The sequence below is a fragment of the Salinispira sp. genome (assembly GCF_059431795.1).
Genome location: NZ_JBXWXS010000014.1, coordinates 83,143 through 109,518, shown reverse-complemented (window position 1 = coordinate 109,518; position 26,376 = coordinate 83,143). Strand labels below are relative to the sequence as shown.

The window sequence follows — 26,376 nt, the reverse complement described above, 5'->3', positions numbered from 1 at the left end:
GTAGGTTTCTGAATAATGGACGCTAATCCAGCCCGGAGTCAGCCTCGCCGGGAACTGTAAGATCCTTTTCCACCCAGTTAACCTTGCTGATGCTGAAACCCTGACGGCGATACATACCCTGCGCTGCTTCATTATCCGACCCGGTTAGGCAGGCAGTGTAGGCGCAGCCCCGCTTCCGGGCCCATTCCTCTATTGAGTTCAGGATTCCAGATGCAATTCCCTTTCTTCTGCTTTCCTGGTCAACGTGGAGTTCATTCAGCCACAGGTATTCTCCCCCGCATTCCAGACCATAACAGATATTGAAAAATGCAAAACCCAGGAGTGCGCCGTCATTCAGTTTGTTAAACAGCGGACGCTCATCCTGCCCTGATACTGCGTTCTCATTCTGAGGATCGGTTTCCAGCGCGGCACAAATATATACCGCAAGTCCGGATTGGGAGGCTTGCCGAAGTCGGTTTTCCGTCTCCGTGGTGCTCAGCTCCATGCCGTCTTCTTTCAGCTGTGTCCTGACCATTTCACTGAGTTCCAGTGGAATGGGGTCCAAGTGCCGCAATGCTGCGGTGAGATATGTAATCATGGAGATATTGTAGAAGGTGTTATGCAGGAAGGCAATATTCTCTAAAGGGAAAGGAGAGAAAAAGATATGCCCATCCCTTCTCTGAGGACCTGAACCCTCGTCCGGATATAATTCTGATAATCTTGCTAAAGAAAAATTTTGTTGAGCTATTTGGTTGGACATATTATGCTCATACATACCCGGAAGACCGGGAAACCGAACATGTTGGAGTGAGAGATGGAAAAAACACGCAGTGAATCCGATAGCATGGGCAACATAGAAATTCCCGGTTGGGCATACTGGGGGGCTCAAACCCAGCGGGCGGTTGAGAACTTTCAAATATCCGGAAAACCCCTTCCGGTTCCCATGATCAGGGCGATTGCCCTGATCAAGAAACATGCAGCCCGAGCCAACGCCCAGCTGGGGTTGGTGGATACGGCCCTTGCCGATGCAATTGTGAAGGCCGCAGATGAGGTGATCCAGGGTGAATGGGATGAGCATTTCCCCATCGATGTGTTTCAGACAGGAAGTGGTACCAGCAGTAATATGAATACCAATGAAGTGATAGCCAATCGGGCGAATGAAATTCTGGGCGAACCCATCGGACAACGTAAACCTGTGCATCCCAACGATCATGTGAACCGCGGTCAGAGCTCAAACGATGTAATACCCACTGCCGTGCATATTTCCAACAGGATTGAGGCCGAACAACTTCTGCTTGCCCTGGATGATCTTGCCACCGCCTTCGAGGAAAAGGCGGAAGAGTTTTCCGAGGTCCTGAAGCTGGGGCGAACCCATCTCCAGGATGCGGTTCCCATGTCCCTGGGACAGGAGTTCTCCGCATATGGGGTACAGATCAGGAAGGCTGAAAAACGGATCAGGCGAACCTTTGAAAACCTTGAGGAACTTCCGCTGGGGGGAACAGCCATAGGAACGGGGCTCAATACCCATAAAGATTTTGCCCCCCTTGCCATAGATGGTATTGCCGGGGAAATTTCCCTGCCGTTCCGCCCCGCTGAAAATTGTTTTGAAGGGATTGCAGCCAGAGATGCTCAGGTTGAGTTCATGGGAGCGCTGAATGTTCTATCCACTTCCCTTATGAAGATCGGAAATGATCTTAGAATTTTAGCCAGCGGCCCCCGGGGAGCGCTGGGAGAAATTATTCTACCCAGTCTTCAGCCGGGAAGTTCCATTATGCCAGGGAAGGTGAATCCTGTAATACCTGAAATGCTCATACAGGTGGCGGCGTTTGTTCATGGAAAGGTCACCTCCGTAACCATGGGAGGACAGAATGCTCCTCTGGAATTGAATATGATGAATCCTCTTATTTCATATGAGGTGCTCACAAGCATAGAGGTTTTGAGCAATGCCTGCCGTACACTTGCAAATAAGGGAATACGGGGAATGCAGGCCGATGAGCAGCGCTGCCGTCATTGGATCGATTGGAGTCTGGCCATGGTGACGCCCCTTGCCGTAAAAATCGGCTACGACAGTGCCACGAAACTGGCATATAAAGCATTCAAGGAAAAACGGAAAATCCGTGATGTGGTACTGGACGAGGGAATTCTTTCCGGGGCTGAAATAGATGCTATTCTTGATCCCCAGGGGATGATTTCCAACAGAGATTAAGGCGGTGCAAAAGCAGGGATTTCTTCTTGCGGGATAGTTCAGGAACGGTTAAGCTACAAGGAAAAGGATAAGATATGGAACAATTGAATCAGTCAGATCCTCAGTATATTAAAGCAATGAGCGAATTCATGCAGGGTAACTGGAGTGATGCGGAGTCATCTTTCATGAGTCTGTTGAAGGAGTACCCTGAAAGCGGATTCATCCTCCTGAATCTGGGAAATATCCATTACTCTCAGGGTAGTTTGAATAAGAGTATCGAATACTATCTCAAAGCCTTGGAAAAAGAACCCGAATGGGGGGTCGCATACTATAAGCTGGGAGTCACGTATTTCCGGGCTGGAAAACTCATCAAAGCTCTTGAATCCTTCAACAAGGTGATTGAGCTAAAGAATCAAAGTCATGCCATGGCATCTTATTTCGTGGGGCTCATCAATTTTTTTCTTGGAAGGGATGATGATTCTGATCAGGCTTTTTCGGCGTTTCATGAAATTGCACCCGAGTCCATGATAGCAAACTTTTTTCTGGCTCAAATCAAAATAAAGGAAAAGCACTTTAATGAAGCAATCAAGCTTCTCACAGAGTTGCTCGAAGAGACTCCTAATCTCAGTGAAGGTCATTATATGCTGGGGCAGGCGTATTATGGTCTGCACCGGAACACCGATGCCATCAAGTCGTTTCGGAAGGTACTGGAAATAAATCCGGATGATCCCCGGGCAAAGACCAAGCTTACCCTTATGACTGATCTGGAATGGTAACACGCCGCCCTGCCGTATGCCGCTGCACAGTATGCCGCTTTGGAGCATGCCGTTTCGCAGCAGTACCGGTCTAAAGCCAGGTCTGTGTGCAGCAGTACAGACCTATAGAAAGGTCAGTCTTTAAAGAATTAGAGAGGATGATAGATGAAATCTGTCTTGCACGTCGAGCCCTCAGATTTTTTTGGTAAAATCGTTCAGGAAATTATCCGGGAACGGGGTATGGAATATCGGCGTGTTCCCGGTGTGGAGGGGCTTCTCCGGGAGCTGAAATCTGCTCCTGGGGATCTGATTATTTCGGCTGCAGCACTCTCAGACGGCTCTGTGGAAGATATGGTACACGCCCTCAATTCCGCAGGTTTCAGGGATATTCCCGTTTTAATTGTCAGCTCCAGCGAGAGCCTTGATTTCAGGCGAAAACTGTTTGATCTGGGCATTGTGGATTTCCTTTTGAAACAGGATATCAGTTCTCAGCGCCTGGGGAAGTACCTGGATAACCTGGGTTCTGCCAATGAACTGATCAGAAATCTATCTGAACTGGCCATTGCGGTTCTGGACGATAGCACAACCAGTCTGGCGCTGGTGGAAAATATCTTCCGGATGAACGGTATTTTCAACGTGGATTATTATCGTGTTCCCGAACAGCTTCTGGAGTCGGGGAAGAAATACGATCTGTTTATTGTGGATCTGGTACTCCCCGGGATGTCCGGGGAAGAGGTAATACTCCATCTTCGCAGATCCAATCCCGGGTCCAGTATCATAGCTCTGTCCGGCATCTCGAACACCAAAACTGTGAGCCAGGTTTTACTCTCCGGGGCGGATGACTATATTACCAAGCCCTTTGACGCCTCGATATTCCTTGCCCGGCTGCGTACAAATATCAGGGCATATACCCTGACCCGTGAACTGGCTGAGAGTCATGCGCAGCTTCAGCAACTGGCCGACTATGACGGACTTACCGGTGTATACAGCCACAGGAAGATCATGAGTGTTCTGGAGAACAGTTGTAAGACTCTGGAGAATCCCGAGCGAGCTGCAGTGGTAATGTTCGATCTGGATGATTTCAAGCTGATTAACGATAAACACGGCCATCTGGCGGGAGACTCCGCCCTGAGAGTATTTGCCGAGCATCTGCAGCAGGTTCTGGGAAACGACGGTTACGTAGGGCGATACGGCGGGGAAGAGTTTATTGCATTTCTTCCCGATATTCCGCAAGAGCGGATGAAGTCTCTTGTACACATTGTGGTCCAAGGGACGAGAGAACTCTCTCTGGATGATCCCCATATGCGGGATTCTCTGGTTCAATTAAGCGTCAGTGCAGGGATTTGCTATGGCGACGGCAAGGACGTGGAACAGACGCTGCGGAAGGCCGACAGAAAGTTATATCAGGCGAAAGCTCAGGGTAAGAACCGCTACATCCTGTAATGTATGCCCGGCAATAACCCTCCTGGTTCCCAGACCTGTTCCTGCTTGCCCAAAGCGGTTCCCATACGTATATTCAGGTAATGTCCGGGTACAGGGAGAACGCTGTTTATCTCAGTGCCTCATAAAAAACGTTCTCACCAAAGCGGTTTGTACCTAAGACGGTCATACAGCCGAACAGATTTTCGAAATATCGTACGTATTAATTCAACGCCAAGAAAGACCCGTGCATTATATTAATAATCTTCATAGGAGCGGCAATGCCGGAGAATCAGAAATCTTTACACTATTTTCATTCACATAATCAGGATCCACTTGGATCTCATGATGGAACGGTACAGGGCAGCAGGCAGGAGGATTCAGCCGAAATGGAGCAAATGCTCCGTGAGCTTCCCACACCCGGGGAAGCAATAGGCAGGTTTACCGTGGTTTCAAGGGAACCTCTCCCGGAATACAACAGCGTGGGAGTGCTGCTGGAAGAACAGAACAGCAAAGCCAAATTGTACCATGTGTATAACCGGGATGAGGAAAATCTTTTCTCTTTCAATTTTGCAACCCTTCCGGAAAATTCGAACGGGGTTGCCCATATTCTGGAGCACACCGTACTTTGCGGGTCCGAAAAATATCCGGTGAAGGATCCCTTTGTGATGCTCTACCGGAGCAGCATGCAGACCTTTCTCAATGCCATGACCTTCCCCGATAAAACCATATATCCTGCGGCGTCCACGGTAAAGGAAGATTTGTTTAATCTTATGTCTGTGTATGCAGATGCGGTGTTTTTCCCCCTTTTAAAAGAGGATCACTTTCGCCAGGAGGGGCATCGGCTTGAGCTGGATGAGCAAGGTGAGCCAAGAATAGCCGGGGTGGTGTACAACGAAATGAAAGCCAATTATTCCACCCACGATTCCATAGCCGGAGACATGTGTTATCGCAGCCTGTTTCCCAATACCCCCTACAAACACGATTCCGGAGGAGATCCACGGGAAATTCCCCAGCTGAGCTATGAAGAATTCCTGGCATTTCACAAGCAGTACTATCATCCGTCAAACTGTCTGTTCTTCTTCTACGGAAACATTCCCACATCAGAGTATCTCGAATTTGTGGATACCATGGTGTTTTCACGTTTCGGCGGAGAGGAACTGAAACAGCGTACCGAAGTTGAGGTTCCCGTTCAAAAGCAGTGGGAGGCGCCGGCGCAGTTTTCCTACAGCTACCCGGTTTCACCGGAGAATGATGAGAAAAGCTCAGTGAATTTGAACTGGCTCTTACCTGAACTGGCAGATCCCGTTGATGCCCTTGGAATGGAGGTTCTCAGCGACCTTCTCCTGGGCAGTCCGGCCAGTCCGATTCAGCGGATTATCAACGAATCCGATCTGGGTGAGGATTTAAGCAACAGCAGTGGTTTGGAAAATGATCTCCGTCAACTGGTATTTACCTGCGGTATGAGAGGCACCCATGAGGATAGGGCGGAACAGATCGAGAGGCTCATTCTGGAAGGACTGGAGAAGCTTGCGCGGGAGGGCTTCGACCCCGAGCTTGTGAAAGCATCCATGACACGATTTGAGTTCAGAGCCCGGGAGATCAAGGGGGGCGGCCCGTACGGCTTGAAGCTCCTCATCCGGGGACTCAGGGGCTGGCTGCATGGCCGGGCTCCCGGGAAAAGTATGGAGTTCACCCCATATCTCTATGAGCTGAAAAAACGAATTGAAGAGGATCCGAACTACTTCATACACCTTGTGAAGACCTATCTTGTGGAAAACCCCCACCGAAGCCGGGTCACCGTGTATCCCGATGCAGAACAGAATGAGCGTGAAGAGCAAAATGAACAGGAACTTCTCCAGCAGAAGATCCTGACTATAGGCGAGGATGCTTTAAAGCAGATCGGGGAAGATACCATGAGTTTCCGGGAGTTCCAGCATGAACCAGACAGTCCCGAGGCGATAGCCAGCCTGCCCTATTTAGGTGTGGATGATATTCCCCGGAATGTGCGCAGCATTCCCAATGAACTGGATGAGGTGCCTGGAACTGGACAGCCTATGTATGTCCATGAGGTATTCACCAATGGGATCAGTTACATCGATCTGGGGTTCGATATTGCCGGTCTTCAGGAGGAATTTCAGCTTTTTGTCCCGTTCCTTGCCCACATTCTCCCACAGATCGGTGCAGGCGAGCGAAACTACAGCGAAATGAACATGCAGTGGGGGCTGCAGACAGGTGGTTTTAGCATGTACAGTGAACATTCACGCAGTGTGGATGGACGGTACCTTGAATATGCATATTTGCGGCTCAAGACCCTGGATGAAATGAGCGAACCGGGGCTGAAACTGGTGAGAGATGTACTGGTTGCACCGGACCTGAATGATTACGGCTATCTCTGGGATCTATTTCTGGAGTTCCGGAACGATTTTCGTTCCCATATTGTTCCAAGCGGAACCAATTTTGCCGCAATACGGGCTCTCAGAGGTGTGAGCCGTCAGTCCCTGCGGGATGATGTATGGAAAGGGGTAATTCAGGGCGGCTTTATTGAACTGATCCACAGCAAGGGTGAAGAGATGGGTAAGGAGCAGGCGGGACAGATGCTGGGTGAAATTCTCAGCTATCTTGTTTACCGGGTCTTCCGAACTGAAAATCTCCTGGCGAATATTACCTGTCAGAGTGACCAGCGTACCCCGCTGGCCGGTAAATTGGCAGGTTTTGTCCGGGAACTTACCGCGGTATCGGAGGTTTCTCCGGTTGAAAATCCATTGCTCACCGCAGTAGCCGGAAATATTGTCCCGGAAATTTCGAATACACAGCCCGGAGTGGAGGGAATCGCTCACAGCTGCAAGGTGAACTTCACCGCCATGGCCCTTGAAGCTTCACGCATTAACCTGGAAACCCAGGTGCATGAGCAGCTTCTGGCCCATATTCTTCGAAGCGGTTTTCTCTGGGAGAAGATCCGCATGGAAGGGGGGGCGTACGGTGCTTTTTGCGTCAGCGATTCCCTGGCCGGTACCATGATGTTCGGTTCCTACCGGGATCCGGCGATCCAGAGCAGCTGGAAAAGCTATGAAAAAGGTTTGGAGCATCTTGCAGATACAGCCCTGAGTGAACAGGAATTGGATTTCGCCAAGGTGGCGGTTGCGGGAAGGGAACTGAGACCCATGTCCCCTGCGGAAAAGGGAATGATCAGCTTTAAACGGCAAAAATATAATATTACCGATGAACTGAGGCAACAGCGAAGGGAATGGCTTATTCAGACAAGCCCGGAGGATATTCGTGCTGCAGCGTCACGGCTTCTCAATAATATGAAGTCGGGATACCGGGCCGTTCTTGCGGACCAGTCTTCCCTGAAGGAACTTGAAAAAGATTTGCCGGATTTGCAGGTTGTGAAACTATAGGCCGGCGGAATCATGATGAAACAGATATATCGGTCCTTATGTAGGGCCCATATGTGGCCGATATTTTTACAGATGGAGTTCAGATGCGAAAAATAATAACGCCTGCGGTATTTGCCGCCCTATGTATTTTTTTGATTCTCAATCCGGTCCTGCTCACAGCTCAGACCGGGAATAATGAATCCGGCGATGCATCCAGTGATCCCAGTCTGGTTGCTGTGGGATCTCTTTCGGCTTCAAATTTGTACCTGAGTTACCTGGTACTGGGTACTGTTGCCGACGGATATGTGAACGGCAGCTATGACCTTGAGACTACGAAAAGTATTGCCCGGGAAACCATTTTTCTGAACGGGAATTCCCGGGATGCCCTTCAGGATTTGCTTGACAGCCAGGTGATTGCCGAAGAGGAAGCCAGGGTTGTAACTGATATGATTGAAAGTTACGGCATTCTGGATAATATGGCCGGTGCGCTTTTGAATTTTATTGAAGATGAAGGGGATAACGGGTCAGCATATCAGATGTTCCGCAAGGAAGCCTGGGGGCGAATTTCCGCTCTGCTGGGACTTGAGGACTAAACCCCAATGCCTCGGTACCGGGCTGATGATACACAAGGCTGAAATCTTACGGGGCTAAAAACTGTGCCGGACTGTAGCAGGTCGGACCCGATATCGTATCAGGAGTTGCTGCCTGTGGCCTGCAGAGTTAGAAGCAGGCTGTATACTCCCCCGTCTCCCAGAAATGTAAAGTCCACTGTCACTTCCCCGTCTTCGGTTCTCCACTGTGCTTCTCTGACCTTGTACCCCTGATGAGCCTGAACATCCGGGTTGATATAATCACTGTACCCGCTGTCTTCTCTCCAAGGATTCCCGTATTCCATGGACAGATCGGCGATCATCTGATTTGCAGCCTGAAATTTCTTCTGAAAACGTTCTTCGCTTACCTCGGTTTCATGGGAATTAAAGATATACCAATTCAGGCCCCCATCGTGAAATGAATATATCCAACTGCCTTTTACGCCAAATTCCCGGGTATCGCGAATATACCGAGCCCTGCCGTTTTCCCGGGCATTGGGGAAGAGCTCTCTGAAGGATTCTTCGCTCATGCCCAGGCGGAGCTGAGTATCACCCAGCACCGAGTCATTTTCTGTGGTGATGTCATAACATGCGGTTGTTGCCAACACTCCAAGAAAAAAGGCGAGGACTGTTACAGTACGAGACAAGTTGCGGTTTTTGCTGAAGCTGTGTTTCATGGGTGGTCTGTTATCCTAGTAAAGATACCCTGGGATTCCGCAGCACATCTGGCCTCCGGAAGAAAAGCAGGGTGGTCCGAATATTTGATCTTATTATAGAGTCTGAACTCCACTTCGTCAAAGAGGAAATAGATTTCACCTGTGACCATTATCTCAGACGGTCCAATATTTTCCCAATAGTCAGGGGGGCACACCCCTCATAATGATTATTCACATTCAGTATGACATGGATGCCCCGCCCCATAAGCTCCTGCACTACATCCAGCACCCGATTCAGATCCTCATCCATGGGGCGCAGTATCCGGTCCCAGCGGCCTGAACTGAGCCGGTCCATCTCTTTTCGGTCAGGACCGTGGAGGCGGATTACCAGAGGACGACGGGGATTCAGAAGCCCTGCAAAATCGTTCAGGGTCCGGTACACCGGCGGCATGTAATAACCGTGGAGCAGTACGGGGACCATTCCCGTACGGTCAAGAAAACGGAAATGATCCGCTGAAAGATATCCGGGGTTTCGTATTTCTACCCCAAGGAAGGGAGCTTCTTGGGTTGAAAATTCCGGATGGGAAAAGACATTTTGGGAAAAATACTCCAGCTGTGTATAATATTGTGAAACATCCGGCATCTTTTTTTTGTTCAAATATTCAAACTGGAGCATCAATACATGGGTTTTGGGGAGAAGGGGTGACAAATTTCCAAGTACCTGGTGCATCAGATCCGGGGAGAGAAAATACGGGTTTTCGCCCTGAATGCTGCTTCTGCTGCGGTGATGGGTGAGACTGAGACTGTCCGGGAGTTTGACGGTAAAACGGAAATCGTCGGGAGTCCTTCTGCTGTATTCTTCTGCGACCCGCCGATCCGGGATGCGGGGATTGTTATCGAACAGGCTCCAGAACCACTGATCAATCTCCACATTGCGGAATATTTTTGAAAATTCCTCAAGATAATCTGCGCTGCGGCCCCGGATAGTTTCCGGATACACATGTGTTTTCCAGCCGTCATATTTCCAGCTGCAGGTTCCCAGGCTGATGCTACCCAGCCGGGGAGACTCGTTCCCTGTGTTCATGGGATAAGGCCCAGACGCTCAATTCCATTGTATACAAATTGCACGCTCATGCCCGAAAGAAGAATTCCCATGATCCGTTCGATTACCGTGACCCCTGTTCGCCGGAGAATTTTCCGGACAAATCTGCCGCCGAGCATGGTGATCATCGCGGTGAACAGTACCAGGGCTACAACGGCCAGCAGGGTAAGCGTGAATCTCAGTGAACCGCTGTGCTCTGAGGTGAAAATCAGTATGGCGGTAATTGCTCCCGGGCCGGAGAGAAGGGGGAGTGCAAGGGGGAAAATGGCAATCTCAGTACCGTCGTACTCGCCGGCATCTTTCCGGGTTTCGGTGGTTCGCTTCGCTTTTCCGAACAGCAGGTCCATGGCGACGAAGAATAGAAGGATTCCCCCCGCCACATAGAGACTTCCGGGTTGGATTCCCAGGGCTGAGATGAGTTGACGGCCGAAAAAGATAAACATTGTGAGTACAAAAAAGGCGATGGTGGGAGCCTTGAATGCAACCAGCCGTTCCTCCTGTCTATTCAGGTGGGTTCCGTTTACCAGACTGAGATACACCATGGAAACACCTAGGGGATCGATAAGAATAAACATCGTGAGGAAAACCGGGAGAAATTCTTCTATCATAGGGTGAAGAGTAACGTTCACAGATATCAATATCAAGCATTCAGACTGAATATATCATACTGTGAATATGAGAACTGGAAATACCAGATTACGGCCGGTATTCTCCGGCGCCCATGAACTGAGTGGGAGGGGCGCCGTGCAGGGTACGGCAGCGCTATTGATTATTTCACCGGCGGATTGTACAAAGAGATAAGGCTCTAACGGAAAGCGGTGAAAATCCGCTGCGGACGCGCCACTGTAACCGGATGTATCGGAATCGTTTTGCCACTGGGACACTGGGAAGGCTGAATTCTGAAGGATCTATATCCACTCCGGAAGCCAGGAGACGGGAGCCTTCGTACAAACAACCTGTACGCGAATCTAATTCTACAGGAGTGCCCAATGAATTTTCGAATGAAACGGGTTATTGCCGGCCTGTTACTGGCCGTGGTGTTGGTGTTTCCCCTTACTGCAGCGGGAAGCGGAGAGCAGGAGGCCGAAACCCGGCCTATTACAACTGAACAGGATGGGAGCGAATCCCGGGAGCCAGGAGAAAATGGTTCTCTCACAAGCTACCCTCTAACGGTAACCGACGGGTTGGATAATCAGATTACCATCCAGAGGGAACCGGAATCAGTGGCAAGTCTCACCTTATTCAGCGATGAAGTACTGATGGATATGATCCCCGTTGACCGCCTCGCAGCCATCACAAGCCTGGCTTCCGATCCCGTATATTCAAATGTTGCCGACCGTGCCGGGCAAATCCCGAATCAGCTAGATCTCAATGTTGAACTGCTCATCGAAATGTACCCGGATATTGTGTTTGTTGCCAATTGGAGCGACCAGGGGAAGGTTGAGCAGCTGGAGCAGGCGGGGCTTACCGTGTACCGTATCCAGACGCCGGTAAGCATGGATGGAATCCGGGACGAGATCATGACGCTGGGCCGCATACTCAATGCCCGGGAAGAAGCCCGTGGAATTGTTGATGAGATGAACCGGACTCTTGAAGAGGTGGCCCGGACGCTGGAACAAGTGGAGCCGGATGAGAGGCTCAGAACCATGGACTACAATACCTGGGGCAGCGCAAGCGGCGGAGATACAACCTGGAATGTAATACTGGAGCATGCGGGGCTTATCAATATTGCCGCAGCTTACGGAAGCGATGATTACGGTCAGGTTCCTGTATCCAAAGAACTTCTCGTAGCGGAAATGCCCGATCTTCTGTTCCTACCGGGCTGGGTCTGGGGCGAACCGGAAGCAGCCCGGGCGTTTAAGAGCGAAGTGCAGAATGACCCTTCCCTGCAGGGTGTGCCCGCGGTGGAAAACGCCCGACTCTATATGGTTCCTGAACATCTGAAATCCACCTACAGTCAGTACATAGCAGAATCGGTACTCTTTGTTGCAGAGCGGGCCTATCCCCGTCTGTTTTAGGGAGTTCCGCTACCATCGATCAGCTGCCGCTATCTGCGGCGGTTGTTCCCGGTAATTCAGGATATTATGAAGCTGAAAATGATCCTTCCGGTGCTGATAGTTCTGACAGCACTGAGTTTACTATTATCCATTGCCCTCGGAGCTGTGTCCCTTTCTCCGGGGGAAGTGGTGGAAGTGCTCTGGGGCAGAATGTTCGCTCCGGCACATGAAATCCCTTCTTCCAATCTGGCAATTGTTTGGCATATCCGTCTCCCCCGGAGTCTTGCCGCCCTGCTTGCGGGGGCTGCCCTGGCGGTGAGCGGTGCAGCGGTGCAGGGGGTTTTTCGGAACCCTATGGCCAGCCCGGATATTCTTGGAATCTCCGCCGGAAGCAGTTTCGGTGCCGTTCTGACTATTGCCTTGGGTGCGAATATGATGCACTCGTCGGTACTGCCCGCAGCCGCATTTGCCGGAGCCATGCTCGCGTCGCTCTTTGTCTATCTGATTGGATCCAGCAGGGGAAGATCCCACCTTCTATTTGTCATCCTGGCGGGACTGGCGGTTTCCAGTTTTCTGAACGGCATGGTATCCGCCCTGCTGCTTTTCTCCGATAGATACGAAATGAGTCAGTTTCTGTTTTGGACCATGGGAGGTCTGGAAGGGGTGCAGTTCAACCGTTTGATCTGGCCTGTCCCGGTGATCGCTGCCGGTGGAACGGTACTGTTCCTCATGTCAGGAACATTGAATCTCCTGGCTCTGGGGGATGAGCAGGCTCACAGCCTGGGCGTTGGGGTTGAAGCGGTCAAGCTGGGAATTCTTGCACTGGCATCATTACTTACCGCAATGGCCATTTCTCTGGCCGGACCGGTGGGGTTTGTGGGGCTGATGGTTCCCCATCTTATGCGGATGATTATCGGAGCGGATAACCGGCGGCTATTACCGGTTTCCGCAGCTGCAGGAGCGCTGTTTCTGCTTCTTTGTGATACCCTGGGGAGGATTCTGATCCCGCCGTATGAAATCAAGACTGGAATTATTACATCCATTATCGGCGGGCCGTATTTTATTTACCTCATCATCCGCTACCAGAGAAAAGGACAGATAGGATGACGCCGAATAACACGTCGCCGAAGAACATGACATCGAAAAACATGTCCCCGAAGAATACGTTGACGTTGAATCACCGAGATGAAGATTCGCTTTCAGAATCCCATCCTCTTCTGGACATACATGGGCTGAGCTGCAGTATTGGAGATGCACAGATTCTTTCCGAGATCTCGTTTCGACTGAATCGTGGAGAGATTATTGGTCTCATCGGACCCAACGGTTCGGGAAAGAGCACCCTGCTGAAGTGTATTTTGGGTTTCCTCAACACGGGGGCAGGGAGCATACGGATTCTTGGCGATTCATTGGAAGAGTTGAGCAACCGAAGCCGGGCCGGGCGCATTTCCTATGTGGCCCAGGACGGCCCGGGGGATTTGAGCTTTTCCGCCCTGGAGGTGGTTGAAATGGGGGCCTATCGGGGCATCGGGAGAGGGGGACGCTCTTCGGCGGATGATAGAGCCCTTGCGGAAAAAGCTCTTGATTATGTGGGACTGCGACATATCCGAAACCGTCATTTCAATCATCTTTCCGGCGGCGAAGGTCAGCTGGTGCTTTTTGCCAGACTGCTCATGCAAAATACCCCGGTGCTTCTTCTGGACGAGCCCACCTCTAATCTGGATATCGGTCATGAAAACACCCTCCTGGAAATGGTTGAGGAACTGACCAGGGAGGGGCGGGGAGCGGTGATCGCCATTCACAACCTTAATCTGGCTGCGGAATACTGCAGCCGTCTGATTCTGCTGGATCGTGGAGGGATTGTCAGCCAGGGGGATCCCGCAGAGGTGCTTACGAGAGAACATATTGAATCGGCATATTCCACCCGGGTAATGATCGGACGAAACAAGAGCAGCGGTGCGCCTTCGGTTCATCCTGTGAGAAATTATCCCCAGGGGGGGAGAAAGAGCTTTCATATAATCGGAGGCGCCGGAAGCGGGATCAATATCACCCGACTCCTTATCCGCAGAGGCATACAATTCACTGCCGGGATTGCCCACCGTTTGGACTCGGATGCCGAATTGTGGAATTCTCTGGAGATTCCCATGGTGGAGATTGAACCCTTCAGTGAAATTGATGATGACAGCTTTTCCCGGGCTGAAAAACTGTGCCGGGAAGCAGATTATACAATTTTATGCAGTTTCCCGGTGGGAAGGGGAAATCTGAGAAATCTGGAACTGGCAGCCCGTGCTTCCCGACTGATTATTATGGATAATTCCGTTCCCTCTTCTCATGAATTGGCCGGGCAAAGCTCCGATCCACGGGGTGCAATACGGGGGGAAGATTCCGCCGGATTTTCTACTCAAGGATGGAGCAGTGTGCGAAGTTTTCACGATCCCCGGGGAGAGGGACTGTTCAGCATAGCAAGACGTAAGGGGATTATCATGAATTTCTCCCGGCTCAGTCAATTTCTGGACTCCCATGAGGATGCCAGGTTCTTGTAAGAGCCCGCCGAATCCGTATATACTCCCTCCACTATGGCAAAATATCATGAAAATCTCAGTCATTGGGCGGATCAGAACGCCCAGCGGATAACCGGAAGCAGAAAGAATCAGGACGGCAGCCCCAGAGAACAATACACCTGTGCCTCGGGCATAACCCCCTCAGGGACGGTCCATATTGGAAACTTCCGGGAGATAATAACCGTGGATCTGGTACACCGGGCTCTTCTGGATCGTGGAGTCAATTCCCGCTTTATTTACAGCTGGGATGATTATGATGTATTCCGCAAAATTCCCAAAAATATGCCCCGCCAGGAAGAACTGGAAACGTATCTGCGCTGGCCCATTGTGGACGCTCCGGACCCCTGGGCGAAAGAGAACAGCTATGCCCGGGCCATGGAAATGGCGGTTGAATCGGTACTTCCAAAGCTGGGTATCCGCCCCGATTATATATATCAGGCGGATAAGTACCGCCGCAGCGACTACGCGGAGGGGATGCGAAGAGCCCTGGAGCATAGACGTGAGATTATGGATATTCTCAATGAACACCGCACAACACCCCTGGCCGACGACTGGTGGCCCATTTCCGTGTTCAGCAGTTTTACCCACAAGGATACCACCCGGGTATTGAGCCGGGACGGGGAATGGAGTATCCGCTATCTCTGTGAAGAAAGCGGGAAAGAAGAAACTTTGGATCTGCGCACATGCTCAAATGTGAAGCTGCTCTGGCGTATTGACTGGCCCATGCGCTGGGACTATGAAACTGTGGATTTCGAACCGGCAGGGAAAGAACATCATTCAGCCGGAGGGTCGTTTGACACCGCAAAACGGATCTCCAAAGCGGTGTACGGCTACGATGCACCGGTAAGTTTCAAGTACGATTTTATCAGCATTAAAGGGCAGGGGGGGAAAATCAGTTCTTCTCTGGGCAATGTGGTCAGCATTGAAGATGTGCTGAAGGTGTATCAGCCGGAAATTGTTCGCTACCTGTTTGCCGGAACCCGTCCCAACGCCGAGTTCGCCATCAGCTTTGATTTGGATGTAATTAAAATCTACGAGGACTATGACCGCTGCGAGCGGATCTACTTCGGAATTGAACAGGCCAATGAAAAGCGTCAGGCAAAAGAGGGCCGGATCTATGAACTGAGTCAGGTGGATCCGAATGCCGTCGCCCGAAAAGAGAGCCGGCTTGCGGAGGGTGGAGAACCCTTTCAAATTCCCTTTCGTCATCTGTGCAATCTTCTCCTTATACATAACGGAAATGTTGAGTCAGCCATCGGCGCATTTCCCGGTCTTCAGGACGCACGATCCGACGGACGCCTGGACGACAATGATTTTCAGGCCGCATTGGAGAGAGGCCGATGTGCCTGGAACTGGATTCAGGATTACGCTCCAGAGGATTTTCGTTTCACAGTTAATCAGGAGGGGGAGCCGGTTCTTGATCTGAATCCTTCTGAGAGGTCGGCTGTTTCCGCACTACTTGAGCTGCTGAAGAAAGGAATCGCAGATCTTGAGGATAAAGCTCTTCAGGATGAAATATACGGCATTGCAAGGAATTCCGGCATTGAGCCGAAGGAGTTCTTTACTCTGTTATACAGGCTCATTATTTCCAAGGATAAAGGGCCGAGACTTGCGGGATTTCTTAAAACCCTTGGAGAATCAAGGGTTATCTCCATTTTGGAACCCTACAGGGAATCCTGATATTGTAGCTTTCGCAGCTGTTGTGAGGCCATAATTTGTAATCATTCCACCCCTTTTATATAATAGGGTATCAAGAGTGCATCTATGGTGCCCAAAGAAAGGGGGGGATGTGAAGCCATTTTCCCGGCTTCTTGCCATGTTCACCCGCAGGTATGCCGGGGAACGGCGGGATCTTTATAAGAAAGCCCAGACAATCGCCATTCTCAATATTCTTTTTCTCGTTCTCATACTTCTCTTTTTTTCCATGAACCTGATTTTCACCGGAGCGTTCGCACAGGATGCGCAAATATTGCTTTCCCTTGCTGCCCTGGTATTTCTTAATCTGATCCTCCTCAGTCGCAAGCGGATTCATCTGGCTGTGTATTTCAGTATTATTTCCCTGATGCTGGCCTTCAGTCTGATTGTTTTCCTCAGTACCGGCAGGAATGTGCTCAAGATCTATAATCTCGGGTTTTATTATATATTTATTATCCTGGTTGCCGGTCTGGTGGGTACAAGCTGGCACCAGAGCGCCTTCACCGGACTCATTTCTATGATATTGGGCAGCTGGTTTTTCTTTTTCAGGATTGTACCGGAACAGCTTGCATCCCATGAACCCGGAGCAGTGGAACCGGGACAATTTGTGGGATTGTACGACAGCTATGCTTCGGTAATGCTCATTCTCTTCGCAGCAACCTTTGTTTCACTGTTTCTGAACATGCAGCTCCAACGTGCATTTACCGAATTGCAGCAACTGAACAATGAACTGGAGGACGAGGTAGAGCAGAGAACCGGGGAGCTCCAGGAAACTCTGAACAGCCTGAGACACTCCAAGGCTCAGCTGGTGGAAGCGGAAAAGCTGGCTGCGCTGGGAGGGCTGGTTGGGGGGATCAGCCATGAAATTAATACTCCCCTGGGCAACAGTTTGACTGCGGTAACCCATGGGGAAAATACGCTTAACAGACTTTTGGCGGATTTTCGGACCGGGAGCATGAGTAAGTCGGGTTTTGCCAAAGGAATTGATGATATTCAGCAGTCCCATAAAGTCATACAGCGGAATCTTGAGGCGGCTATTGCCCTGCTTGAACGGTTTAAACGTATTTCATCGGATCAGCATTCAGAACGACCTCAACGTTTCAATGTCCGGAACGAAATCGACAATGTGTTGGTTGCTCACCAAAACACACTCAAACGTTTGAATGAGCTGCACATAGATATTGAAGGTCCTGAAGATCTTGATGTGGTGGGATATCCGGGCATGATATGGCAGATTCTCACCAATTTCCTTCAGAACACTCTAAAACACGGTCTTCCCGACGGAAGGGGAACCATTCGAATTGTGTATTCCCTGTGGGGGGATGATTCCCAATATCTGGTGGAACTTGACGAAGAAGATGCCGGCGAAGCGGGTGAACATTCTCATTCGGAGGAACAGGCCGGAGCTGAAGTCCAGCTGAACCAAGGGGAAGAACAGGAATTGATTATCAGTTTTGCCGATGACGGAACCGGAATGACTAATTCTGTGAGAGAAAAGATTTATGAGCCGTTTTTTACCACCAACCGGGAGGAAGGGGGCACAGGCTTGGGTCTGAACATCGTGTATAACTTGATTCAAAAAATGGGAGGAGCGCTGCACTGCGTAAGCAGTCCCGGTATGGGCGCCCGGTTTATTATACGAATACCCGTACACCCCAACTGATGCCAGTATCCCTCTGTTATACCATCAGGGGCATATCGTTCTGTGTACTCCATGTTGGACGGTAACAGTGGAAACGGTGTAAGATGGCCTTCACAGAACAATGTAAAGCATGGATCGGCTAATGGGGGGGAGAGTATGGAACAGAATGAAATGAAGAAGGCATGCGGTTACGCGGTGGTGGACCAATGTGTCTCAAGCGGTATGAAAGTGGGAATGGGAACAGGCAGTACCGCATATTATGCCATTGAGCGCCTTGCCTGGCATCTTCAAAACGGTACCCTGCAGAACGTAGTTGCTGTGGCGACCAGTTTTTCTACACAATCGGTCTGTCAGGAGAAAGGAATCCCGGTCTTCAGCCTGAATGACAGCAGAATCGACGGCTGGCTGGACTGTGCCATTGACGGGGCCGATGAAGTAAATCCCTCCAATCAGCTTATCAAAGGCGGCGGTGCGGCCCATCTCCTGGAAAAAGTGGTGGAATACAGTGCTGATGATTTTTATGTGATTGTGGATGAAAGCAAACTGGTAGATGTTCTCAACCGCAGATTTCCGGTTCCCCTGGAAATCATTCCCGAAAGCCGGCGGGCGGTAACCCGAAGGCTTGAACAAACCGGGTTTTCGGCGGAGCTTCGGATGGCAAAGGCCAAAGCGGGACCGGTGATTACCGATAGTGGAAACCAAATTCTGGATATTTACACCGCAGACGGGCAGGGAATGGCCGCCGGGGGAGACTACGACCCTCTGCGCATGGAACAATTTCTGAACACCATTCCCGGAGTGGTGGAGTCGGGGTTGTTCACCCGATCGGTGAGCCGGGTGTTTATTGGAACTCCTGACGGTATCCAGACCCGGGGGTGATATCCAAAATCCGTCTGAGCGTATCTGCGGCTCGGGTGATTTTCCGGAATTCCTCCGAGTTGGATCTCTCCCGTCTCGAATTTCCCACACTGCTGCCGGGTGAGTGCCGCGCAGCGCTGCCGCTGTCTGGATGATACTTCTTGCTCAGCTGTCGGTAGCGGCGGTTCAGTTCATCTTTTTTCAAAGGCGCTGTGAGTCCCAAAACCTTCATTGCCTCCTCCTTGTGCCAGTGGGCTTCCAGAAGGGCTGCGGCTGAGCGAATCATCTGAGCCACCGATTCTTCGTTTGCTTCTTGGTAATTAGACCAATCCAGATAGTATTCCCGTAAGCGATCCACTGCCTCCAGACTGTTCCGTTCTTTCCCGGCGTCCGCGGCGCTGCGATCCCGGTGAGGTTCTATTATTCTAATATCCAGACAAAAGATATGGAGATCCAGACCCTCGCTTCTCAGCTGTTTTTGGAGCTGGTACAGACAATGGAACAGAAAAAAATGGGAGTGGAATATTTCAAGGGAAGCTGAATGTTTTGATGTGAAAACCCCTTCAAACCTGCCGGAAAGCAGCTTGAGCAATTCATACTCAGATATTCCTCGGGGATGTTCTTTCAGGATAGTCTTCAGATGAGGGAGTATCTGCTCCACAAGTACTGAAGCCTCAGCTGATGTGCCCGCTATTTTCACTCTGTCTCACCTCTGCCCCCGTCTCTGTCTCCGTCTTTGGCCCACATCTGTCTCTACCTCCGGCCCAGATCTGGCGTATGCAGGCGGCGCATGTTTACGCCGCCTCCATTGTACCGGACCGGACGGAATTATTGAATCCTGAGCCCTGCAGTGAAGCTCATAGTTCCCAGGTTATTTAAACCGTAGTTTCCAACGGCCTGTGTCCAGAATCTATCTTCAAACTGACTGATTCCCTCGCTGGTACCCCCCAGAAAGCGGATGTTCAGGAAGCTGTGAACCCCTGTCTTCACCGGAGCAAGAATTCTCAGCGAAGTGTCCAGAAGGCTGCCGGTGAATTGGAAATCTGCACCATTAATGATTGCTGAGCTGGCGTATATTCCCGTGGCTTCGGCTTCAACGCGAAGCCCCGATCCCAGCGTGTAGCCGAAGTGGGCGTACAAACTGGGTACCAGTCCCAGATTCTGATTCGTGGTGGCGTCACTTCCGTCCCGTGCTGCAAAGCGGATAGAAGCATTTCTGAACTGAAGGGCAGCTCCGGTGTACAGGTCCAGGTTATCGGCGGGGAGAAGATCGAATCCGTAGCTGAAGCGCCAGAATGGAAATCCGTAGGTCAGTTCCATGGGAGTTCCTTCGGAAAAGGTTACACCGTCAATGGTAACGTCTTCCCGGAATGTGACCGCGGTGTTGATTGTTAGGGGCTGATACAGGGCCGTAAAAAGGTGCCGCCGGTTAAGGGTGAAGCCCAGTCTGTACCTGCTGAAGGGAAACAGTATCTCCTGACCGCCCTGGGTTATGAAATTAAATTTAGTACCGGGATCACCGGACTGAAATACATGGGTGAGAACTTTCACGAAACCCGCTTCGGTTTCAAAAAAGGGAGAAAGAGCGGCCGGACTCTCGTCTTCCGCCGATACCGGCAGGGATACGATGAGTGCCAGCAGCAAAAGAACTGCAGATTTTACTGATACGAACTGTTTCATACAAAGGCTCCTTTGTTTACAGCTAAACGGCTGTTTTGAAGGTGATTGATGGATAAAAGGTAGTTAAAAGGAGCCTTGGGGTAAAGAAATTTGTCTGCTGTGTAAAAATTACGACCCGCCAGGGAGGCGGGCCGTAAAGCTGTGCTTACCAGTTTTCCCTGATAAGTTCGAAATATGCCTGGGGAAATCCGCAGGCGGGACATTTATTGGGGGCCTTTTCACCTTCATAAATGTATCCGCAATTCAGACATGCCCATAAAACTTTCTCATCTTTCTTGAAAACCTGTTCGTTAAGAATGTTGTTTCTCAGCGCATTGTAGCGCTTTTCATGCTGCTTCTCTGCAACGCAGACGGCGTTGAAGACCGCAGAAATCTGAGGAAAGCCTTCTTCTTTGGCAATATCTGCAAATTCCTTGTACATGGTGGTCCACTCGTAATTTTCACCCGCAGCTGCTGCCTTCAGGTTTTCTGCGGTGCTCAGTACTTCACCTGCAGGAAATGCCGCCTGGACTTCCACTTCGCCGCCTTCCAGAAAATTGAAGAAACGTTTTGCATGTTCCCGTTCTTGGTTGGCTGTTTCTTCGAAAATCTCCGCTATCTGCTCATAGCCCTCTTCCCGGGCCTTGATTGCAAAATACGTATATCTATTCCTGGCCTGGGACTCCCCTGCGAATGCTGTTAGCAGGTTTTTTTCCGTCCTTGTGCCTTTTACACTTGCCATATAAACCTCCTGTAGTTTGTGGCTTCGGTACTCCACAAGTGTGTACCTTTGAAGGAATTAACGCAAGGACTTTATGTTGAGTAAAGGACTTGACTATAGGGGACGGCGGGCAGCCGGATCATGGCATTAGATTTGAAGATTTGCGATGAAATCCTCCAGTTCATTCCGCTTTTCCTGAATCTCCCCGTCAATTCGATCGAGATTGCCTCGAATTTCATCAAGACTGTTTTCCTGTTCATTCAAATCTCTCAGGTAGCGCTGGTAAATTGCGCTTTCCCTGTCCAGGTTCTCCATATTCCGGGATATCCTTTGCTGTTCATTGTATATTCGCTGCCTGCGGTTTTGCAGCAGCAGAGCTTCATCGCTCAGGGAATCAATGCCGCTTCGGATCTCCAGCAGCCGGTTCATTACCTGCCGCTGTTGTGCACTCAACGCAGAAGAGCTTAAAAGCCGTACAAAGACCTCCTGCCTGGCGGAATCCAGTGTATATTCCCTGGAGAGAACCTTTTCCTCGGTTACCTTCAAGGTAGTGAGAGAGTTGCCGGAAATATGGTCGGGCTCAAGACGGAATTCGTAGCTTGATGCCTCCTCCCGGGGAGCCGGCTCCAGGTTTTCTTCTCCCCCATCCCGTATCAGCGTACCCGATTCAAGAGTCCAACCGCCGTTCACCCGGTGGCGGATACGCAGCGCTTTGGCAATACCCGCGGTATTGTGAATGAGATAATCCAGAGTTCGGCGTTGTACTACTTCGCTCCGGATAAGGCCGCCGCTGATGAGTACGTTTGAGACTATTTCATCGTCGATTCGCCGCTCTTCGGAGATTTTCAGGGAGGGTTCAACGGCGTACTCTACAACATGGGATGAACCTCCGGCGATGTAGGGCAGGAGTGCTTCACCCGCAAATGCCGATCCGTCATAGATGGCCAGGGGACCGCCTACCAGCTGCAGGCTCTCCGGAAGAGTGAAATTCACGGCCCGATACACCGACTGGTTTCCCCCGCCGCTGTAGCTGAGGTGGCTGTGGACCTCCAAGAGTTCACTGATAATGGGAACCATCGCCGAACTGCCCGAGAGTACGCTCACCGGTTCTGAAATTCCGTATTCAACCAGAGTACCCAGGCTTCCCCGGTCCGCCGCCCGGGCACCAGCCTCCACAGAGGAACCGGAAAAACTCTCGGCGGCTGAGCGGTTTTCTATTGCCATGCTGTCCCGCATGGCCGGTGCGGCGGCGAACATTTCCTGTTTCATTTCTGCCTCATTAGGAAGTTTCGCAGTTGGTTCATCCGGCAGACTGAGTTCAGGCCTGTTGATGTAGCGCGGGCTGTACAAATCCATAACAAAAGAGACCGGGTTTGCGGTGGATAGGTTGAGCTGAATACCATTCCAGTCCCTGCTTCCGGTGTTTTCTATAATGGACCAGCCTTCCAGCCTGGCTTCCTTGTCCGGGGAAACGGAATTATCCACTAACAGCCGGTAGCTGCTTTTCCATCTGGGAGAAGGACGAAGATATGTGAGGCGGATCCGCCGCGTACCCTCTCCTTCATGGGCTATTCTGAGGATCTTCTCCCGGTTGTCCGATGAGCTGCGCAGCTGCCGCGCGGCCTGTTCAAGATCGTTTTGAATGGCTGCCGATTGGAACTCAAGCCGGGTGATTGAACTCAGCTGCACCCTTCGAATACCGGCGCTGCTGTTCAGATTAAGTACGGTCCCCTCAGGCTGTGCCGGGCCGGCGGTTTCCAGACCCCCTGCCTCAACACTGAGAATTTCCCCTCGGACTTTTCCCATTCGAGTGTGTACGCTCACTTCCTGCCCGGCTGCCCTCCTGAGCATCTCTTCCATGCCGGGATTGCCGCTCAGGTCCAGGGCAAGGCGGCTGAGACTTCGCTGCAAGGGTTCGCTGGCGGGAAATCCTGCGGAGAGAATTCTTCCTCCATCCAGGTCCCGGACAACCAGGGTTTTGAGTATGTCCAGCAGTTCATCCTGGCGGACCGGGAACTCAAGAATGCCCGGTCCTTCAACCTCCGTTTCCACGCTCACAAGACTGGTTCCATTGGTAAACATGGTGATTTCCCGAACCTGGGGATCAACAGCCGGCTCCTGTGTACCCAGCGCCCAAAGGGGTATTGCTCCCGCAAGGAAGCACATAAGAATACACGGAATGTGTGGGAAAGATCGTTTCATCTGTATCTCCTGATGTTATGGCGAAGTTGATTCAAAGCCCGAGGGTCTTTCAAAATTGCCGCAGCCCATTCAGGGAAAAAAATCCGAATAGCCGCCTATTTCATCAATCTGCGAAGCACCGCATCGTTTCGACGCCATTTAGGGTTGGTTTTGACCCGAAGATCAAGGTGTATTCGATAGGGAAAGAGCCTTCCGATCTCTTTTTGACTCTTCACCCGTATCTCCTTGATTCCGGTTCCCCCTTTGCCTACAACCAGTCCAACCTGGCTTTTCGTCTCTACAACAACCGAAGCCCGAATCCATAACTGGGGAATTTTCCCTTCTTCCCGTTCATTAATCTCCATATCGTGAATTTCCACATAAATGGCGTGGGGGAGTTCATCCCGGGCATGGAGCATTGCCCGTTCCCGGATAATTTCCCCAATGCGAAATTCCGGATCCTGATCGGTATAATAATCCTCGGGATACAGGGCCTCCCCTTCGGGGGCGATACTGAACAAAGCTTCCCGCAATTCATCCAGTCCGCTGCCCCGTGTTGCCGAAATTTCCACGCCCTGGGGGAGGGAAGGTGCGGATTGGTTCAGCAGGTTCCGGAGACTGTGGGAGGAGGCCATATCCGTCTTATTAAACGCCACCACGAGGGGGGCTTTCTGGCCGCTGAGCAGAGATATAAGCTGCATCTCCTCCTCCCCCGGAGTACGACTTGCATCCAGCACATACAGGATTGCATCGCAGTCATTCAGAGATTCGCTCACAAGGCTGCGCATTTCCAGGTTGTATTTTCTTATGGAATTATGAAAACCCGGCGTGTCCATGAACACTATCTGACCCCGGGGGTCATTCATAATGCCCTTGATTTTATTCCGGGTAGTCTGTGGAATAGGGCTGACTATGGATATTTTTTCACCGCAGAGGGCATTCATCAGGGTGGATTTTCCGCATGAGGGTCTGCCCACAATGGCAATCATTGCCGATTTTTTCATCTGGTTTCCTTGTTCTCCGGGGATTCTTAGCGATTGACCCGCTGCACCCCGGACAATTCCATACAATATGGGCACCCAACAGCATGGTACCTGCCGCAATAACCCTTCCGGGAAAAACTGATGTTGCCGGAGATCATTTGAATATAGTATGGTTTACTCGTTGTATTTTCACTATATTACATCAATCGGGATATTTTCCAAATGATATTGGAAGATCTCCCCTAAACAGGTAAAATTGGTAGCTATTTGCATTATTGATACCTAGTGCATCATGAAAACTTCAGTGATTTAATAATCAAAATTATTGATTTTACCGAGTTCAACAAAATAAAACTGGAGCGTGTATGAACGTACAGTCACATATCAGAATGGAAGAAGAAACATCCGACAACAAACAGCAGGGGCAGGATCCGCTCATTCTCAAAATGATGAAGACCCGCTCGATTCTGCTCAGCGGAGAAGTAAACAAAGATTTGGCTGAACGGGTTATCCGAAGTCTGCTGATTCTCGAAGCATCCGGTGATGAGCCGATTAAAGTATTTATTGACAGTCCCGGGGGTGACGTGGATGCAGGATATGCGATCTTCGATATGATCCGATTCGTAAAGCCCAAAGTGTACACCATCGGCATGGGACTGGTTGCCAGTGCAGGGGCCCTTATTTTGCTGGCTGCGGACAAGGAGCAGCGTCTTGGTCTCCCCAACAGTCATTATCTGATTCACCAGCCCTTGAGCGGCATGCGGGGGGTTGCTACAGATATTGAAATTCATGCCAAAGAGATTGAAAAAACCAAGGCGAAAATCAACAAGCTTATCAGCGAAGAAACCGGTAAGACTCTGGAGGAAATCGAAAGAGACACTGACCGGGACTACTGGCTGAATGCGGATGAAAGTCTGGATTACGGTCTTATCTCCCGGGTGATTACCTCCCGGAGCGACTTGGACGATTAAGGTGAATCGGGAAGAGCTATGGCAGCGGAAGGGCCAGGTATTCCCCGGCTTTTCCGCGTTGGGAGAGAACCGGGTACACGGTATACAGGCACCGCAATTACCCGCAGGATTGCATCAGGGTATCGCGAGCGGAGATATTCGCTTTTACCAGGGTAAGGTGCGGGACAGTCTGATATTTCCCCGGCGGATTATCATGGTAACCAGTGACCGGGTGAGCGCGTTTGACCGGGTTCTGGATCTGGTTCCCATGAAGGGTGAGGTGCTTACCCGGATTTCATCCTGGTGGTTCCGGCAGACAGAAGATATTATTCCCAACCATATTATCAGCCGCCCGGGCGGTCGTAGCCTTGAGGTGACACCTGCACAGGTGTTGCCGGTGGAGGTGGTGGTTCGTGGCTTTCTCACCGGTTCGGCGTGGAGGGATTACCGGCGTGGCAAGGCGGTTTCCGGCATTTCACTACCTCCGGGGATGAAAGAAAATCAGGAGTTTGAAACTCCCCTCATTACCCCCTCAACCAAGGCGGATCTGGGTGACCACGATGAACCGGTAAGCCGGGAAGAAATTATCCGGCGGGAATTGGTGGACGAGTCGTTATGGAAGGAAGTTGAACTAACTGCCGCAAAACTTTATTCCCGGGGGCGTGAAATTGCAGCCCGGCGGGGGCTGATACTGGTGGATACGAAATATGAGTTCGGACTGGTGGACGGCAAGCTGATTCTGGTGGATGAGATTCATACCCCCGACAGTTCCCGTTACTGGTTTGCCCACAGCTATGCGGCCGATTTTCATGAGGGCCGGCCCCAGAATAAGCTGGATAAAGAGTACCTGAGAAGATGGCTCATGGATCAGAACTTCCGCGGGGACGGACCGCCGCCGGAGATACCCGAGGATGTGCTTCTTGAACTGGCGTGGAAGTATGTTTCTGCATATCAGCAGATTTGCGGACGGGATTTTGAACCGGATTTTCCAGATATCCAAGCAGAATACGAAAATATCCGGTCTCTCATGTAGAGGCCGGGGTGCAGCTCCGGTCGAATTCGGAGG

At 50.9% G+C, this 26,376-nt stretch carries 22 protein-coding genes and 1 riboswitch; of the genes, 13 read left to right on the top strand and 9 right to left on the bottom strand.

Features of this window, described 5'->3' with window-relative positions; all coding sequences use genetic code 11:
* Nucleotides 1-22 precede the first annotated feature (22 nt).
* Nucleotides 23-577 carry a GNAT family N-acetyltransferase gene (locus tag AC52PS_RS05530; protein ID WP_495562045.1) on the bottom strand — a complete coding sequence of 185 codons (555 nt, stop codon included), beginning with the start codon at nucleotides 575-577 and terminating at the stop codon, nucleotides 23-25.
* 216 nt (nucleotides 578-793) lie between these two features.
* Between AC52PS_RS05530 and AC52PS_RS05525 the strand changes: the two genes are divergently transcribed.
* The 5 genes from AC52PS_RS05525 (at nucleotide 794) to AC52PS_RS05505 (ending at nucleotide 8,311) form a co-directional block, all read left to right on the top strand.
* Entirely contained in the window at nucleotides 794-2,185 is a 1,392-nt protein-coding gene (locus AC52PS_RS05525; protein ID WP_495562044.1) for a class II fumarate hydratase, read from the top strand.
* Nucleotides 2,186-2,301: 116 nt separating this feature from the next.
* Entirely contained in the window at nucleotides 2,302-2,940 is a 639-nt protein-coding gene (locus AC52PS_RS05520; protein WP_495562043.1) for a tetratricopeptide repeat protein, read from the top strand.
* 144 nt (nucleotides 2,941-3,084) lie between these two features.
* Nucleotides 3,085-4,362 (top strand): diguanylate cyclase domain-containing protein, encoded by a 1,278-nt coding sequence (locus tag AC52PS_RS05515; protein WP_495562042.1) that lies wholly within the window; start codon nucleotides 3,085-3,087, stop codon nucleotides 4,360-4,362.
* 257 nt (nucleotides 4,363-4,619) lie between these two features.
* On the top strand, nucleotides 4,620-7,739 hold the full coding sequence (locus AC52PS_RS05510; RefSeq protein ID WP_495562041.1) for an insulinase family protein: 3,120 nt from the start codon (nucleotides 4,620-4,622) through the stop codon (nucleotides 7,737-7,739).
* 83 nt (nucleotides 7,740-7,822) lie between these two features.
* Nucleotides 7,823-8,311 (top strand): hypothetical protein, encoded by a 489-nt coding sequence (locus tag AC52PS_RS05505; RefSeq protein ID WP_495562040.1) that lies wholly within the window; start codon nucleotides 7,823-7,825, stop codon nucleotides 8,309-8,311.
* A gap of 98 nt (nucleotides 8,312-8,409) precedes the next feature.
* On the opposite strand, the gene AC52PS_RS05500 is transcribed toward AC52PS_RS05505, so the two are convergent.
* From AC52PS_RS05500 to AC52PS_RS05490, 3 genes are all read right to left on the bottom strand, one after another.
* A complete protein-coding gene (locus AC52PS_RS05500) occupies nucleotides 8,410-8,985 on the bottom strand; it encodes a hypothetical protein (protein ID WP_495562039.1) in 576 nt (191 codons plus the stop codon).
* Nucleotides 8,986-9,133: 148 nt separating this feature from the next.
* Entirely contained in the window at nucleotides 9,134-10,048 is a 915-nt protein-coding gene (locus AC52PS_RS05495) for a DUF72 domain-containing protein (RefSeq protein WP_495562038.1), read from the bottom strand.
* Nucleotides 10,045-10,674, bottom strand: coding sequence for a MarC family protein (locus tag AC52PS_RS05490; RefSeq protein ID WP_495562037.1), 630 nt, complete (start codon nucleotides 10,672-10,674; stop codon nucleotides 10,045-10,047). Before AC52PS_RS05490 ends, AC52PS_RS05495 begins: the two co-directional genes overlap by 4 nt.
* Before the next feature lie 202 nt (nucleotides 10,675-10,876).
* A riboswitch (cobalamin riboswitch) is annotated at nucleotides 10,877-11,001 on the top strand.
* 54 nt (nucleotides 11,002-11,055) lie between these two features.
* Here AC52PS_RS05490 and AC52PS_RS05485 point away from each other — a divergent pair.
* From AC52PS_RS05485 to rpiA, 6 genes are all read left to right on the top strand, one after another.
* Complete coding sequence (locus tag AC52PS_RS05485; protein ID WP_495562036.1) at nucleotides 11,056-12,084, top strand: ABC transporter substrate-binding protein; 1,029 nt, start codon at nucleotides 11,056-11,058, stop codon at nucleotides 12,082-12,084.
* Between the two features lie 66 nt (nucleotides 12,085-12,150).
* Entirely contained in the window at nucleotides 12,151-13,170 is a 1,020-nt protein-coding gene (locus tag AC52PS_RS05480; RefSeq protein WP_495562035.1) for a FecCD family ABC transporter permease, read from the top strand.
* 41 nt (nucleotides 13,171-13,211) lie between these two features.
* Nucleotides 13,212-14,603, top strand: a complete 1,392-nt coding sequence (locus AC52PS_RS05475; protein WP_495562034.1) for an ABC transporter ATP-binding protein — start codon at nucleotides 13,212-13,214, stop codon at nucleotides 14,601-14,603.
* A 33-nt stretch (nucleotides 14,604-14,636) separates the two neighbouring features.
* Entirely contained in the window at nucleotides 14,637-16,301 is a 1,665-nt protein-coding gene (lysS, locus tag AC52PS_RS05470; RefSeq protein ID WP_495562033.1) for a lysine--tRNA ligase, read from the top strand.
* Between the two features lie 109 nt (nucleotides 16,302-16,410).
* A complete protein-coding gene (locus AC52PS_RS05465; protein WP_495562032.1) occupies nucleotides 16,411-17,979 on the top strand; it encodes a sensor histidine kinase in 1,569 nt (522 codons plus the stop codon).
* Nucleotides 17,980-18,114: 135 nt separating this feature from the next.
* Nucleotides 18,115-18,837: a ribose-5-phosphate isomerase RpiA gene (gene rpiA, locus AC52PS_RS05460; RefSeq protein ID WP_495562031.1), complete on the top strand. Its 723-nt coding sequence runs from the start codon at nucleotides 18,115-18,117 to the stop codon at nucleotides 18,835-18,837.
* Here the strand turns inward: rpiA and AC52PS_RS05455 are convergent.
* The 5 genes from AC52PS_RS05455 to era form a co-directional block, all read right to left on the bottom strand.
* Nucleotides 18,800-19,516, bottom strand: coding sequence for a DNA-J related domain-containing protein (locus tag AC52PS_RS05455; RefSeq protein WP_495562030.1), 717 nt, complete (start codon nucleotides 19,514-19,516; stop codon nucleotides 18,800-18,802). The genes rpiA and AC52PS_RS05455 overlap by 38 nt on opposite strands.
* A 128-nt stretch (nucleotides 19,517-19,644) precedes the next feature.
* Nucleotides 19,645-20,496 carry a hypothetical protein gene (locus AC52PS_RS05450; protein WP_495562029.1) on the bottom strand — a complete coding sequence of 284 codons (852 nt, stop codon included), beginning with the start codon at nucleotides 20,494-20,496 and terminating at the stop codon, nucleotides 19,645-19,647.
* Between the two features lie 145 nt (nucleotides 20,497-20,641).
* Complete coding sequence (rbr, locus tag AC52PS_RS05445; protein ID WP_495562028.1) at nucleotides 20,642-21,217, bottom strand: rubrerythrin; 576 nt, start codon at nucleotides 21,215-21,217, stop codon at nucleotides 20,642-20,644.
* Between the two features lie 126 nt (nucleotides 21,218-21,343).
* Nucleotides 21,344-23,398 carry a hypothetical protein gene (locus AC52PS_RS05440; protein WP_495562027.1) on the bottom strand — a complete coding sequence of 685 codons (2,055 nt, stop codon included), beginning with the start codon at nucleotides 23,396-23,398 and terminating at the stop codon, nucleotides 21,344-21,346.
* 95 nt (nucleotides 23,399-23,493) lie between these two features.
* The gene (gene era / locus AC52PS_RS05435; protein ID WP_495562026.1) at nucleotides 23,494-24,381 is read right to left on the bottom strand and encodes a GTPase Era; all 888 of its coding nucleotides are present in this window, start codon (nucleotides 24,379-24,381) and stop codon (nucleotides 23,494-23,496) included.
* Between the two features lie 368 nt (nucleotides 24,382-24,749).
* Between era and AC52PS_RS05430 the strand changes: the two genes are divergently transcribed.
* Both AC52PS_RS05430 and AC52PS_RS05425 read left to right on the top strand, forming a co-directional pair.
* The gene (locus AC52PS_RS05430; RefSeq protein ID WP_495562184.1) at nucleotides 24,750-25,331 is read left to right on the top strand and encodes an ATP-dependent Clp protease proteolytic subunit; all 582 of its coding nucleotides are present in this window, start codon (nucleotides 24,750-24,752) and stop codon (nucleotides 25,329-25,331) included.
* Nucleotide 25,332: 1 nt separating this feature from the next.
* Entirely contained in the window at nucleotides 25,333-26,343 is a 1,011-nt protein-coding gene (locus tag AC52PS_RS05425) for a phosphoribosylaminoimidazolesuccinocarboxamide synthase (protein ID WP_495562025.1), read from the top strand.
* Nucleotides 26,344-26,376: the final 33 nt, after the last annotated feature.

Coding starts and splice junctions, on each gene's coding strand:
- AC52PS_RS05530 (WP_495562045.1), bottom strand. CDS start 577: ATGATTACATATCTCACCGCAGCATTGCGGCACTTGGACCCCATTCCA.
- AC52PS_RS05525 (WP_495562044.1), top strand. CDS start 794: ATGGAAAAAACACGCAGTGAATCCGATAGCATGGGCAACATAGAAATT.
- AC52PS_RS05520 (WP_495562043.1), top strand. CDS start 2,302: ATGAGCGAATTCATGCAGGGTAACTGGAGTGATGCGGAGTCATCTTTC.
- AC52PS_RS05515 (WP_495562042.1), top strand. CDS start 3,085: ATGAAATCTGTCTTGCACGTCGAGCCCTCAGATTTTTTTGGTAAAATC.
- AC52PS_RS05510 (WP_495562041.1), top strand. CDS start 4,620: ATGCCGGAGAATCAGAAATCTTTACACTATTTTCATTCACATAATCAG.
- AC52PS_RS05505 (WP_495562040.1), top strand. CDS start 7,823: ATGCGAAAAATAATAACGCCTGCGGTATTTGCCGCCCTATGTATTTTT.
- AC52PS_RS05500 (WP_495562039.1), bottom strand. CDS start 8,985: ATGAAACACAGCTTCAGCAAAAACCGCAACTTGTCTCGTACTGTAACA.
- AC52PS_RS05495 (WP_495562038.1), bottom strand. CDS start 10,048: ATGAACACAGGGAACGAGTCTCCCCGGCTGGGTAGCATCAGCCTGGGA.
- AC52PS_RS05490 (WP_495562037.1), bottom strand. CDS start 10,674: ATGATAGAAGAATTTCTCCCGGTTTTCCTCACGATGTTTATTCTTATC.
- AC52PS_RS05485 (WP_495562036.1), top strand. CDS start 11,056: ATGAATTTTCGAATGAAACGGGTTATTGCCGGCCTGTTACTGGCCGTG.
- AC52PS_RS05480 (WP_495562035.1), top strand. CDS start 12,151: ATGAAGCTGAAAATGATCCTTCCGGTGCTGATAGTTCTGACAGCACTG.
- AC52PS_RS05475 (WP_495562034.1), top strand. CDS start 13,212: ATGTCCCCGAAGAATACGTTGACGTTGAATCACCGAGATGAAGATTCG.
- lysS (WP_495562033.1), top strand. CDS start 14,637: ATGGCAAAATATCATGAAAATCTCAGTCATTGGGCGGATCAGAACGCC.
- rpiA (WP_495562031.1), top strand. CDS start 18,115: ATGGAACAGAATGAAATGAAGAAGGCATGCGGTTACGCGGTGGTGGAC.
- AC52PS_RS05450 (WP_495562029.1), bottom strand. CDS start 20,496: ATGAAACAGTTCGTATCAGTAAAATCTGCAGTTCTTTTGCTGCTGGCA.
- rbr (WP_495562028.1), bottom strand. CDS start 21,217: ATGGCAAGTGTAAAAGGCACAAGGACGGAAAAAAACCTGCTAACAGCA.
- AC52PS_RS05440 (WP_495562027.1), bottom strand. CDS start 23,398: ATGAAACGATCTTTCCCACACATTCCGTGTATTCTTATGTGCTTCCTT.
- era (WP_495562026.1), bottom strand. CDS start 24,381: ATGAAAAAATCGGCAATGATTGCCATTGTGGGCAGACCCTCATGCGGA.
- AC52PS_RS05430 (WP_495562184.1), top strand. CDS start 24,750: ATGGAAGAAGAAACATCCGACAACAAACAGCAGGGGCAGGATCCGCTC.